The sequence below is a fragment of the Leifsonia sp. Ger2509 genome (assembly GCF_055231915.1).
Window position 1 is genome coordinate 1,069,317 of the sequence record NZ_JBUYVB010000003.1, and the last position, 12,861, is coordinate 1,082,177.

The 12,861-nt window shown below is 66.9% G+C and carries 12 protein-coding genes; 2 read left to right on the top strand and 10 right to left on the bottom strand.

Annotated features, from left to right (window positions below; genetic code table 11):
* The 7 genes from ACV7NN_RS05435 to ACV7NN_RS05465 form a co-directional block, all read right to left on the bottom strand.
* Positions 1-765, bottom strand: a complete 765-nt coding sequence (locus tag ACV7NN_RS05435) for an ABC transporter ATP-binding protein (RefSeq protein ID WP_463348558.1) — start codon at positions 763-765, stop codon at positions 1-3.
* On the bottom strand, positions 762-1,556 hold the full coding sequence (locus tag ACV7NN_RS05440) for an ATP-binding cassette domain-containing protein (RefSeq protein ID WP_463348559.1): 795 nt from the start codon (positions 1,554-1,556) through the stop codon (positions 762-764). Before ACV7NN_RS05440 ends, ACV7NN_RS05435 begins: the two co-directional genes overlap by 4 nt.
* On the bottom strand, positions 1,553-2,419 hold the full coding sequence (locus tag ACV7NN_RS05445; RefSeq protein WP_463348560.1) for an ABC transporter permease: 867 nt from the start codon (positions 2,417-2,419) through the stop codon (positions 1,553-1,555). The genes ACV7NN_RS05440 and ACV7NN_RS05445 overlap by 4 nt, the downstream gene beginning before the upstream one ends.
* Entirely contained in the window at positions 2,416-3,378 is a 963-nt protein-coding gene (locus ACV7NN_RS05450) for an ABC transporter permease (protein WP_463348561.1), read from the bottom strand. Before ACV7NN_RS05450 ends, ACV7NN_RS05445 begins: the two co-directional genes overlap by 4 nt.
* Positions 3,379-3,459: 81 nt before the next feature.
* Positions 3,460-4,956 (bottom strand): ABC transporter substrate-binding protein, encoded by a 1,497-nt coding sequence (locus tag ACV7NN_RS05455; protein WP_463348562.1) that lies wholly within the window; start codon positions 4,954-4,956, stop codon positions 3,460-3,462.
* A gap of 120 nt (positions 4,957-5,076) precedes the next feature.
* Positions 5,077-5,832: a DUF1684 domain-containing protein gene (locus ACV7NN_RS05460; protein ID WP_463348563.1), complete on the bottom strand. Its 756-nt coding sequence runs from the start codon at positions 5,830-5,832 to the stop codon at positions 5,077-5,079.
* 47 nt (positions 5,833-5,879) lie between these two features.
* On the bottom strand, positions 5,880-6,302 hold the full coding sequence (locus tag ACV7NN_RS05465; protein ID WP_463348564.1) for a hypothetical protein: 423 nt from the start codon (positions 6,300-6,302) through the stop codon (positions 5,880-5,882).
* A 212-nt stretch (positions 6,303-6,514) separates the two neighbouring features.
* Here ACV7NN_RS05465 and ACV7NN_RS05470 point away from each other — a divergent pair, with 212 nt between their 5' ends.
* On the top strand, positions 6,515-6,763 hold the full coding sequence (locus ACV7NN_RS05470; protein ID WP_055890939.1) for a WhiB family transcriptional regulator: 249 nt from the start codon (positions 6,515-6,517) through the stop codon (positions 6,761-6,763).
* A 105-nt stretch (positions 6,764-6,868) separates the two neighbouring features.
* Here the strand turns inward: ACV7NN_RS05470 and ACV7NN_RS05475 are convergent, their stop codons facing one another.
* Entirely contained in the window at positions 6,869-8,362 is a 1,494-nt protein-coding gene (locus ACV7NN_RS05475) for a sensor histidine kinase (protein WP_463348565.1), read from the bottom strand.
* 229 nt (positions 8,363-8,591) lie between these two features.
* Between ACV7NN_RS05475 and ACV7NN_RS05480 the strand changes: the two genes are divergently transcribed.
* Complete coding sequence (locus tag ACV7NN_RS05480; RefSeq protein WP_463348566.1) at positions 8,592-9,053, top strand: Rv3235 family protein; 462 nt, start codon at positions 8,592-8,594, stop codon at positions 9,051-9,053.
* 136 nt (positions 9,054-9,189) lie between these two features.
* On the opposite strand, the gene secA is transcribed toward ACV7NN_RS05480, so the two are convergent.
* Together secA and hpf are read right to left on the bottom strand one after the other, a co-directional pair.
* Positions 9,190-11,997 carry a preprotein translocase subunit SecA gene (secA, locus tag ACV7NN_RS05485; RefSeq protein ID WP_463348567.1) on the bottom strand — a complete coding sequence of 936 codons (2,808 nt, stop codon included), beginning with the start codon at positions 11,995-11,997 and terminating at the stop codon, positions 9,190-9,192.
* A gap of 146 nt (positions 11,998-12,143) precedes the next feature.
* Positions 12,144-12,845, bottom strand: coding sequence for a ribosome hibernation-promoting factor, HPF/YfiA family (gene hpf / locus ACV7NN_RS05490; RefSeq protein ID WP_463348568.1), 702 nt, complete (start codon positions 12,843-12,845; stop codon positions 12,144-12,146).
* Positions 12,846-12,861 lie beyond the last annotated feature (16 nt).

Consider the following 12,861-nt stretch of genomic DNA (forward strand, 5'->3'; position numbering starts at 1 on the left):
CTACGCGGGCAGGCGCGGAACCGACTCCAGCAGCCGCCGCGTGTAGTCCTCGCGCGGCGAGCCGAGCACATCGGGTGTCTCTCCCTGCTCGACCACACGGCCGCCTCGCAGCACGACGGTGCGCTGGCAGAGCGCCGCGACGACACTGAGATCGTGCGAGACCATGACGACGGTCAGACCGCGGGTCTCGCCCAGCTCGCCCAGAAGGTCGATGATCTGGATGCGCGTCGTAACATCGAGCGCGCTGACCGGCTCGTCCGCGAGCAGCAGCCGCGGATGCCCGACCACCGCACGCGCGATGGCGATGCGCTGACGCTGGCCGCCGGAGAATTCGTGCGGGTAGCGGCTGACCGCATCCGCGGGGAGCCCGACCGACTCGAGGGCCTCGGCGACGCGTGCCGCAGCATCCGCTCCGCGTGCGATGCCGAGCGAGCGCAGCGGCTCGGCGATGATCCGGCCGACGCTCTGGCGCGGATCGAGCGACGAGTACGGATCCTGGAAGACGGTCTGGACCGCGCGACGGAATCCGCGCATCCGCGCTCTGTCCTTCAGGTCGAGCCGTTCGCCGTCGAACAGCACCTGTCCGCTCGTCGGCGCGGACAGCCCGAGGAGAAGCGACAGCAGTGTGGTCTTGCCTGCTCCGGACTCCCCGACCAGTCCGACGCTGTGCCCGGCCTCCACAGCGAAGGAGACGGCCTCGAGGGCCGGCTTGTCGCTCCCCCGGTACCTGTAGCCCGCGTCCCGCAACTCCAGGATGGCGCTCATGACACCTCCAGCGCGGCGTCGAGGGCCCGCGCACTCCGCACGAGTTCGGTCGTGTACGGGTCCTCAGGGGCTCTTAGGAGCCGGTCGACCGGCCCGCTCTCGACGACCCGCCCGGCACGGAGCACCAGCGCCCGGTCGGTCATCCGCGCTACGACGGCGAGGTCGTGACTGACGAAGAGGAGGGCCATCCCACGTTCGGCGACGATCCTGTCGAGCAGGCTGAGGATCTCGTCCTGGACCGTCACGTCCAGCGCGGTCGTCGGCTCGTCGGCGATCAGCAGACGCGGGTGGCAGGCGAGTGCGGCCGCGATGGCGACGCGCTGGCGCTGTCCGCCTGAGATCTCGTGCGGGTACGCTTTCGCGATCCGCTGCGGGTCCGGGAGGCTGACCTCGGCCAGCGCCTCGACGACCGCGGCGCGGAGTGCGGCCCCGCGGAGCCCGAGGTGGCGTCTCAGGGGCGCTGCGACCTGATCGCCGAGCCGCATGAGCGGGTCGAGTGCGGTCAGGGGTTCCTGGAACACGACGGATGCGGTCCGTCCCCGCAGCGGGACCAGGTCGCGTTCGCGGGCGCCCACGACTTCGACGCCATCCAGGACGGCACTTCCGGACGCCGTCAGCCCGGCGGGCAGCAGACCGGTGACGGCGAAGGATGTGAGGGATTTGCCCGAGCCCGACTCTCCGATGAGCCCGATGCGCTCACCGGGCTCGACGCTGAAGCTCACGGCGTGGACGAGTGGGGACCCATCGGCAGCCGCGACACCCAGTGACGTGACCTCGAGCAGTGCGCTCATCGGGACCTCCTCCGTGTCGGATCGGCGACGTCGCGAAGCCCGTCGGCGACGAGGTTGACGCCGATCACGAGCACGACCAGGGCGACCCCTGGCGCGATCGCACCCACCGGCGCCGTCGAGACGGTTCCCTGCGCCTCCTGGAGCAGTCGCCCCCACGAGGCGTTCGGCGGCGGAGCCCCGAGTCCCAGGTACGAGAGGCTCGCCTCGGCGAGCACGGCGACACCGAACTGGAGAGCGAGGTTGACGCTGAGCGTCGGCCAGATGTTCGGGAGGATGTGCCGGGCCACGATGCCGGCCCAGCCCGTCCCCGAGGTCCGGGCGGCGGTCACATACTGCTGCGAGAGGATCCGCTTGGCGAGCACCCGGGTGAGCCGGGCGACGACGGCGGACATCGCGAGGCCGATCGCCAGGATCGCCGACCCGAGCGACGCCCCCTGGGCGGCGACGATCAGCATCGCGAGCAGAAGCGTCGGGAACGCGATGACGATGTCGAGTGCAGCCGAGATCGTGTCGTCGAGCCAGGTACCTGCGAAGGCCGCGAGCAGCCCGAGCGTCACACCGATGAACGCTCCGATGGCGACCGATCCGATGCCGACGGTGAGCGCGATGCGGGCGCCGATCATCAGTTGGGTCAGCAGATCGCGTCCGAGCTTGTCCGTTCCGAGCAGGTGCGACGCCCCGGGGCCCTCGAGGCGGCTGCCTGAGATGTCCGCGGGTGCATACGGAAGCCACACGAGCGACAGCACGGCGACCAGCACGACGACGCCGACGAGCACCGCCCCGATACCGAGGGTCGCCGACCTGCTCCTGCGACGGGTGGGTGCCTGAGCACCTCCCGCGGCCTGCTCGACAACGGCGCTCATCGGTTGCCCGAGATGCTCTGGCGCAGGCGCGGGTCGATGATGCGCTGCAGCACGTCTGCGGCGAAGCCGATGATCAGCACGGCGAGCGTGCTGACGAAGAGGATGCCCTGGATGTTCGGATAATCGTGTTGCGCGATGGCCTTGAGGAGCATGCTTCCGAGTCCCGGAAGGGTGAACACGCTCTCGACGACCACGGCTCCGAGGAACGTCGTCGCCAGCTCGATTCCGAGAATCGAGATCACCGGAACGGACCCGTTGCGCACGCCGTGGCGCCGCATCGCCTGGCCGAAGCTCGAACCGAGCGCGCGGGCGTTGCGGAGGTAGTCGCTACCGATGACATCGAGCGTCGCGCTGCGCACGTACCGGGCGATGGATGCGCTCATCACGACGGCGACGGTGATCACCGGAAGCGCGAGCGAGGTGAGCGCGGATGCCGGATCGGCCCAGTCGTCGCGCGGAAACCCGCCGGACGGGAAGATCCGGAGGTTGATCGAGAAGGCGCTCACGAGCAGGATCCCGACCCAGAACACGGGCACCGCGATCCCGAGCTGCGAGATCGCCGACAGGGCGACGCCGTACCAGGTGTTCGATTTCCAGGCGGCGACGAAGCCGATGACCAGCGCGAGGACGAGGGCGATGACGAACGCGAGCAGCGTGAGCGGAATGGTCACCGCCAGCCGCGAGGCGATCTCGGGGCCGACCGGCAGCGACGTGATGAACGACTCCCCCAGGTTGAAGGTGAGCATTCCGCCGAACCAGGTCGCGAACTGTTGCAGCAGCGGCTGGTCGGAGCCGACCTGTGCTTGGGCCGCCGCGATCTGCTCCTTCGTCGCGTTGACGGACAGGAGGGCGTTCGACGGGTCGCCGGGCAGGACGCGGAGCAGGATGAACAGCACCACCATCGCAAGCAGCAACGAGACGACCAGGAAGGCGAATCGTCGGAGCAGGTACGTGGTCATGGCGTGTTCAAGGCTAGACGCTCCGGGGCGCGGCCCTTGCGGATCGCGCGCCCCGAAGCGCCGTGGCCGTTCTCTCTGGTGCTATTTCTTGACGATGTCGTAGGCGTAGAACTGCGAGTTGAGCCCGTTCAGCGGGTAGCCGCTCAGGGTGCTCGACGCGACCACGATCTGCGGGTAGAGGTACAGCCAGGCGCTGGCCGCATCCTTCGCGATCTGCTCGTTCACGAGCTTCAGCTTGGCCGTCTGCTCTGCCTGGGTGGTCGACTGCTCGGCTTCGTCGACCCACTTCGTCACCTGCGGGTTGTTGTAGCCCCAGTAGAAGTCCGGGTTTCCGTACCAGACGACGTCGCGGTCGTTGACGTGCTCCTGCAGCGTCGCCTGGAAGTTCTGCTCCTTGAACACCTTGCTGTACCACTGGTCGGCCGAGATCGAGTTGATGTTGACCGTGATCCCGACCTTTGCGAGTTCGCTCTTGAGGAACTCGGCGACCGCGGGGTGCGGGTCGTAGGTGGGGGTGTCGAGGGTGAAAGAGAATCCGTTCGGGTAGCCGGCCTCGGCCAGCTCCTTCTTGGCGAGCGTCACGTCGTACGGGTTCACCTTCGTGAGGTCCTCGTACCACGGGTCGGTCGGGGGCACCATCGAACCGATCAGCGTGCCGTACTTGCCCCAGATGGAGTTCAGGAGCTTCTTGGTGTCGATGGCCGAGTAGACCGCCTTGCGCACCTCGGTCTTGTTGAACGGCGCGACGCGGTCGTTGAAGGCGAGGAGCTCCTTGGTCGTGGACTTGCCGTTGTTGACGACGAAGTCCTTGTTGCTCTCGAACTGGGCGAGCGCATCCGGGCTCTGGACGCTGGTCACGACGTCGACTTGGTTGGTCAGCAGGGCATTCGACAGCGCGGTGGCGTCGGTGAAGTAGTCGAAGACGACTTCCTTGTTCTTCGCCGGCGTGCCCCAATAGCCGCTCCAGCGTTCGAGGCTGAGCGAGCTTCCGCGCTTCCACGAGCCGAGCTTGTACGGACCCGTGCCGTCTTCGCTGGTCTTCAGGTTCTTCGCCTCAGCGTTGATGATCCAGATGTAGCTGAGGTTGTACACGAACGAGATCGAGCGGCTCTTCAGCGTGACCACGACGGTCTTCGCGTCCGGGGTGGCGATCGTGGAGACGACGGCGAAGCTGGACTTGCGGGCCGACTGCGAGTCGGGCGCGACGACCCGCTCGATGCTCGCCTTGACGTCCGCAGAGGTCAGCGCCTTGCCCGAGTGGAACGTCACTCCGTCGCGCAGCGTGAACGTGTAGGTGAGGCCGTCGCTGGAGACGGCGGTCTTCGTCGCCAGCTGCGGGACGACCTTGCCGTCGTCGGTCAGCTGGAACAGGCCCTGGTACACGTTGCCGTTGAACGCCTCGCTCACGCCCTGGCCGCCGCCGCCCGTGTTGTCGAGGTTCTGGGGCTCGTAGAGCGAGCCGACGGCGATGGATGCGCTGTTTCCGGACGAGCTCTGGGAAGCGCCGCCCGAGCAGCCGGCGAGAGCGAGCGTTGCTGCGATGGCGGTCGCGATGACGGCCGTCGTTGACTTTCTCAAGTGATCTCCTGTGCTGTGAGTGCTGTGAGTGCTGTGAGTGCTGTGAGTGCTGTGTGTTGGAGGCAGGGCTGTACCAGCCCCGCCGGATCATGCGGGTCGGGGGTGTCGTGCGGTCGTGCTTCAGTGCACGTCGTAGCCGTCGCGGAAGACGACGCGCTTCTCGCCTGCGTCGACGACGCGGTCGAAGCGGTTGTTGCGCGGCGGCAACGGACAGTTGTACTGCGCAGAGAAGCCGCAGGGCGGGACGAAAGCCCGGTTGAAGTCGAGCACGACGCGCTCCGGGTCGTCTCCGGCACGATTCACGAACAGGAAGCGGCCGGATGCATAGGTGCCCTGCGGGCCGTCGTCGCCGTTGCTCGCATCGCCGAAGACCAGCAAGAGGGTGCCGTCGTCGTCGAAGGCGCTCAGCGAGTAGTCGACACCGTCGAGCGTGAACGTGATGTCACCGGGGACGACGAGATCGCGGGTGCCGCCGTTGTCGCGGATGTGCTCGAACGGCACCGTGCGCTCGGTCGAGACAGGTGTGAACTCAGCCTCGATCACCCAGTCGGGATTGAACGGGAAGGCCGTGACCGTCTCGAATGCGCGGATCGCGGGTGACTGCGCATCCCAGAGCCGGATTCCCCGTTCCGGCTCGCCGGTGTCGAGGTTGCGCCTCTGGATCGGAGTGGCCACGACGGATGCCGGAAGGCCGGCCACGGCATCTTCGGGAGTGGTCTCGTCTTCGGCGGAAAGCCACCGCGTCTCGATGAGGCTCAGGTTGCCGGTCGGTCCGGTCACGGTCTGCAGGCGCCAGGCCCGCCACTGCGGGTAGCCAGCTCGGGCGGTATCGACGGTGGATGAGGGCGCACGGGTGGCATTAGTTGTGTCAGTCACGATATTCGCCATAACGATTCGAGTCTTGCTTCTGTTCCCGCGCAGGACTAATCGTGTTCCGATTTGTTGCGAGTGGTCGCACGCACGACGGACGGGGCGAGGGCGAGTCCGATGCCGGCGAGGGCCGGCACGAGTAGCGCCCAGCCGAGGTCGGGGCGTGCGTACAGCCCCTGGAAGCTGCCGATCGCGACGGCGATCTGCAGCACCTGCCAGGTCACGGCGGATGCGCGCACCCACGACTTCAGGCGCAGCGTCGAGACGGCGGTGAAGAGGATCCAGCCTGCGGCGAGGATCGCAAGGAGGAGAAGTGCGATGCCGCTCGCGTACGCTCCGGAACTCGCTGCGGCGAGCTCGACAGCGAGCCAGATGACAAGCGCGATCGCGCCTGCGGCCTCGAGGAAGAGCAGGACGGCGAGGACGATGAGCAGCGGCGGACGGGCCGCACCGGAGGCGGCGTCATGCGGAGCCATACCATCCGAAGGTTTCGAGCGTGTGTTCACAGGGTTATCCCATACAAAACTGTTGATTTGACTTATCCAGTATGGGAGCATATTTGAGGTCGAGTTGACGCTCACAGGGTCGTGGGCAGGTCTCATCCCCACGGATCAATCACCCTGTAACTCGACGCTTACCCGCATTTCAGGCCGTTCGGCCATGCACTCGGCAACAAAGGAGCACCCCCATGGACTGGCGCGACAAGGCAGCCTGCCTCACCGCTGACCCGGAACTGTTTTTCCCTGTCGGCAACACAGGTCCTGCCGTCGACCAGATCGACAAGGCGAAATCGGTGTGCGCACGCTGCACCGTCACCGAGATCTGCCTGCAGTACGCGCTCGAGACCGGGCAGGACTCCGGCGTCTGGGGTGGTCTTTCCGAAGACGAGCGTCGCGCACTCAAGCGCCGCGCTGCACGCGCCCGTCGCGCTTCCTGACGGAGGGCGCCTTCGAGGCCTCTGCCGCTGCACATCGAACACCTAGCCTCGTGCGGCGCAGAGGATCCTCGGCGACTCCGCAGCCGATGAGACCCGCTTCGGCGATCAGGCCTTCGTGAGGTAGCGCAGCGGAACATCGATCGTCACTTCTGTGCCCTGGCCCATCATCGTGTGCCAGTCGATCGTCCCGCCCAGCTCTCCCTGGATGAGGGTGCGCACGATCTGCGTCCCGAGCCCGGAACCGACCTTGCCCTCCGGCAGCCCTGAGCCGTTGTCGACCACCTTGACGGTGAGCGCATCCTCGGAGCGGTCGGCGATGATCTCGACCTGACCTTCGCGGCCGGCCAGCCCGTGTTCGACGGCGTTGGTGACCAGTTCGGTCAGCGCGAGCGCAAGCGGTGTCGCGTATTCGCTCGGCAGCACTCCGAAACTCCCCGACGACTTGGGGTGAACCGTGGTGTTGTGACTCGACGCCACCTCCGCCACAAGCAGCAGGACACGATCGAAGACATCATCGAAGTCCACGATCTGTGCGAGCCCCGTCGAGAGCGTGTCGTGCACGACAGCGATCGCCGCGACACGACGCATCGCCTGACTGAGCGCCTCGCGCGCCTCGTCGGAGTGCGTTCTCCTGGCCTGGATGCGCAACAGGGAGGCCACAGTCTGGAGGTTGTTCTTCACTCTGTGGTGGATCTCGCGGATGGTCGCGTCCTTGGTGATGAGCTCGCGCTCCTGGTGACGCAGTTCGCTCACGTCGCGGCAGAGCACAATCGCGCCCACGCGCTCTCCGCGGTTGCGTATCGGGATGGCGCGGAGCGACACCGTCACCCCGCGCGCTTCGATGTCGGTGCGCCAGGGCGCGCGCCCGGTGACGACCAGCGGCAATGACTCGTCGACGACCATGCGCCCGCTGAGCAGGCGCGTGGTGACCTCGGCGAGCGACTCGCCTTCGAGTTCATCGGTGAAGCCCATCCGGTTGAACGCCGACAGGGCGTTCGGGCTGGCGAAGGTCGTCACTCCGTCGACGTCGAGTCGAAGGAGACCGTCGGATGCGCGGGGCGCGCCGCGCCGCGGGCCGGTGGGAGCCCCGAGGTCGGGGAAGTCGCCCGTCGCGATCATGTTGAAGAGGTCGTTGGCGCAGTCGTTGAAGGTCAGTTCCTGGCGACTGGGTGTGCGAGCCTCACTCAAGTTCGAGTGGCGGGTGATCACGGCCACCGGCTGATCAGCGGTCTGCGGTGACACGGCGCTCAGCCGTCGGATCACGGGAACCGCGCGCACCCGGGTGGGCGTCTCCTCGAACCAGTCGGGTGCCGACGTGTCGATGATGCGCTTGGTCTCGAACGCCTCGGTCACCTGCGAGCGCCACTCGGCTTTGATTCGCTGGCCGACGAAGTCGCGGTAGAACAGCGTGGCGGCGCTCGACGGGCGCGCATGGGCGACAGCGACGAAACTGCCGTCGTCGGTGGGGACCCAGAGGACGATGTCGGCGAACGCGAGATCGGCGAGGAGCTGCCAGTCGCCGACGAGCATGTGCAGCCAGTCGACGTCGGCCTCGGAGGAGCGGCCCTGGGCAAGCACGAGATCACTGAGCGTCGACACCTTCATAGTCTAGGCAGACGTGCTGCGCCCGCCGTTCGCGCGCCCGGAGTTATCCACACGGCCTGTGGTCTCTGGACAGCGGCCTGCGATAGCTGCTTGAGTTGCAGATCAGCGCGACCGATTCCCCGGGCAGGGCGGGCCTCGGGTGGCGACAGTACGTCTGTTGCGACGGCCGGCGCTACGACACGATGCTGTCCGCCCAGCGGCGGGCTCTGAGCGAGGGGAATCTATGAGCCATGCGTTGAACGACGACCGCGAGCACTCCGTCGGCACTCGCCGGCGGCGTCCGCCCGAGGCGCCGCCCGACGTGCGCGACGACTATTTCGGTGCACGCGCTGGTGTCCCCTTCGGTCTCCCTGAGCCCTCGACGCTCCTGGTGAACCTCGCCCGCTGCGTCGTCGAGGTGCTCGCGGGCGTCCGTGGTCTGGACCAGCTGTCTCGCTGGGTGACCGACGACGTCTACCGTCACCTGCTCAAGCGGGTCGTCCTCGCCAGCCGTGCGAGGAGGATCACCGGCGGCACCGTCCGCCGTCCGCAGCTCACAGTGGGCGAACCACGGATCACTTTTCCGCGCGACGACGTGATCGAGGCGGTCGTGGTCGTTCACCAGCGTTCCCGGTCGCGCGCCGTCGCGATCAGGCTCGAGTCCTTCGACGGCCGCTGGCGGGCGAGCGCGATCAACGTGCTCTGAGCCGGGCAGCCCTCGCCCGCTCTGCGGGCACGGGGAAGGCAGCGATGACGCCGGGGAGCTCGGGCTCCTCGGCGTCATCGGCTCCGGCTCGCGACCTGCCTCCCGATGGAGACGCGGACGAAGACCCGGCAGGTACTCAGCGGCGCTTCTTCTCCTGCGCACGACGCTCGGCACGGTTCACCGGCGCTTGCTCCTCCTCGACACGCTGGCCGAAGGCGCCGCGCTGGGCGGGAGCCTGCGGCGCCTGCTGCGCAGGGGCGTTGGCTTCGGCCTGGGCGCGCTGCGCACGGGCTGTCGCCGCCTGCTCGAGCTGTCCGCGCTGGTTGCGCACCTCGACTCCCCCCGAGTCGCTCGGAGCCGAGTAGCTCAACCGCTGCTGTTCGGCTTCGGCACGGGCGAGCCCCTTCGCCGCGACCGACGGTCCGGCCACTTCACCGGGCGCCTGGTTGACTTCGACCTCGAGGTTGAAAAGGAAGCCGACCGTCTCTTCGCGAATCTGGCCCATCATCTGCTGGAACATCGCATAGCCTTCGCGCTGGTACTCGACCAGCGGGTCGCGCTGGGCCATGGCGCGCAGGCCGATGCCGTCCTTCAGGTAGTCCATCTCATAGAGGTGATCGCGCCAGCGGCGGTCGATCACCGACAGGACGACACGGCGCTCGAGTTCGCGCATCGCGGGCGAGCCGAGGCTCTCTTCGCGACGCTGGTAGGCCAGCCGCGCATCCGACAGGATCTCGCGGCGCATGAACTCGCGGTTGATCCGTCCGCGGTTTCCAGCCTCCGCGATGACCTCGTCGATGGTGACACCCACGGGGTAGAGCGTCTTGAGCTCGCCCCACAGCGCGTCGAAGTCCCAGTCGTCGCCGTTGCCGTCAGAGGTGTGAGAGTCGAGCACTTCGTCGATGACGTCGGTGAGGAACTTCTGGGTGCGCTCGTGGAGGTCGTCACCCTCGAGGATGTGACGCCGGTCGCTGTAGATCGCCTCGCGCTGGCGGTTCAGCACGTCGTCGTACTTGAGCACGTTCTTGCGGATCTCCGCGTTTCGCGCCTCGACCTGCGACTGGGCGCTCCGGATGGCCCGGCTGACGACCTTGGACTCGATCGCGAGATCTTCCGGAACGTTTCCACGCCCCATCAGGCTCTCGGCCGCGCCGGCATTGAAGAGGCGCATCAGGTCGTCCGTCAGCGACAGGTAGAAACGGCTCTCACCGGGGTCGCCCTGGCGTCCGCTGCGGCCGCGCAGCTGGTTGTCGATCCGACGCGATTCGTGCCGCTCCGTGCCGAGGACGTAGAGACCACCGGCATCGATGACCTTGTCGGCCTCTTCCTGGACCTTCGCCTTGACCTCGTTGTAGACATCGTCCCACGCGGCCTCGTACTCGTCGGGGGTCTCGACCGGCGAGAGTCCGCGAGCGTTCATCTCTGCCACGGCGATGAACTCGGCGTTTCCGCCGAGCATGATGTCGGTGCCGCGCCCGGCCATGTTGGTGGCCACGGTCACCGAGCCGAGACGGCCCGCCTGCGCGACGATGGCCGCCTCACGGGCGTGGTTCTTGGCGTTGAGGACCTCGTGGCGCACGCCCTTCTTGGCGAGCAGGCGCGAGAGGTACTCGCTCTTCTCGACGCTCGTCGTGCCGACGAGGACGGGCTGACCTTTCTCGTGGCGACGGACGATGTCCTCGACGACCTGGCCGAACTTCGCCTCCTCGTTCTTGTAGACGAGGTCGGACTGGTCTAGGCGCTGCATCGGCTTGTTCGTCGGGATCGGCACGACGCCGAGCTTGTACGTGCTCATGAACTCCGCCGCCTCGGTCTCGGCGGTACCGGTCATGCCGGAGAGCTTCTTGTAGAGGCGGAAATAGTTCTGCAGGGTCACGGTCGCAAGCGTCTGGTTCTCGGCCTTGACCGCGACGCCCTCTTTGGCCTCGATCGCCTGGTGGATGCCCTCGTTGTAGCGACGACCCATGAGGATGCGGCCGGTGTGCTCGTCGACGATGAGAACCTCGCCGTTCATCACGACGTAGTCCTTGTCGCGCTTGAAGAGAGCGTTCGCCTTGATGGCGTTGTTCAGGAACGAGATGAGCGGGGTGTTCGCGGATTCGTAGAGATTGTCGATCCCGAGGTAGTCCTCGACCTTCTCGATGCCCGGCTCGAGGACGCCGACGGTGCGCTTCTTCTCGTCGACCTCGTAATCGACGTCGGGGGTCAGCCGGTTCGCGAGGCTCGCGAACTCGTTGAACCACCGGTTGGCCTCACCGGAGGCCGGGCCGGAGATGATCAGCGGCGTACGGGCTTCGTCGATGAGGATCGAGTCGACCTCGTCGACGATGGCGAAGAAGTGCCCGCGCTGGACCATGTCGCTCGCCTGCCACGCCATGTTGTCGCGCAGGTAGTCGAAGCCGAACTCGTTGTTCGTGCCGTAGGTGATGTCTGCGGCGTACTGCTCGCGCCGCTCCTCCGGGGTCTGGCCTGCGAGGATCACGCCGGTCGACATGCCGAGGGCACGGAAGACGCGGCCCATGAGCTCGCTCTGGTAGCTCGCGAGGTAGTCGTTCACCGTCACCACGTGCACGCCTCGGCTGGCGATGGCGTTCAGGTAGGCGGCGGTGGTGGCGACGAGCGTCTTGCCCTCACCGGTCTTCATCTCCGCGATGTTGCCGAGGTGCAGGGCCGCGCCGCCCATGATCTGCACGTCGAAGTGCCGCATGCCCAGGGTCCGCTTCGCCGCCTCACGAACTGCGGCGAACGCTTCGGGGAGGAGGTCGTCGAGGGACTCGCCATTGCTGTAGCGCTCCCGCAGCTCGACGGTCTCGTGTTTCAGCTCCTCGTCGGTGAGCTCCTGGAAGTCGTCTTCCAGAGCGTTGACCGCCTTGGCGTATCCCTCGAGCTTGCGAAGGATCCGCCCCTCGCCGACACGGAGAACCTTTTCCAGTACTGAGGCCACTGATGCACTCCACTTTGTATGTCTGGGCGCCATGCGCCTGTCGTCCGGCCGGACGCACGGGTGACTAACCGACCGCAGCCGGCAACTATAGCAATGCTACTTGTTCGGGGGCTGAGCCTGCTCGGCCCCCGAACGCGGTCAGCGGCTCAGTGGCTGAGCTTTCGGCTCGCCGTCGCGACCTCCTGCAGCTCATCGGCGTCTTCGTCGAGCGAAATCACACCGTAGTCCCAGCCTTTGCGACGGTAGACGACGCTCGGCCGCTCCGTCTCCTGGTCGATGAAGAGGTAGAAGTCGTGCCCGACGAGCTCCATGTAGTAGAGAGCGTCGTCCACCGTCATCGGCACGGATGCGAACACCTTCTTGCGGATGACGACCGGGCAGTAGTCGTCGGAGTCCTCCCCGGGTTCGACCTCGTCGGCGACGACGGGAACAGCTCCGGTTCGTACCTGCTCGAGGACCGCGACCGGCGCCGGTGTGATGTCGACGACGCTGAAGCCCCCTGTGCTCGCCTCGCGAAGGGACGTCGGGCGATGCTGGCCACGATGGACCTTCCGCCTGTCCTTCGCACGTCTGACCCGTTCGAGGAGACGGGCGATGGCAACGTCGAACGCAGCATACTTGTCGGTGCCCGTCGCTTCAGCGCGCACCACTGCCCCCGGCCCGACCAGCGTGAGCTCGACACGGTCGTCGCCGTTCTGGCTGCCGAGCTTCTCGTTGTGGCGGCTCACCTTGATCTCGAAAGTGATAGCGCGCTCTGCGAGATGAGTGACCTTGGCGGCCTTCTCTGTCGCGTATTCACGGAATCGATCGGTGATGCCGAGGTTGCGTCCGACGATGTTGATTTCCATGAGGGCCTCCCTGATC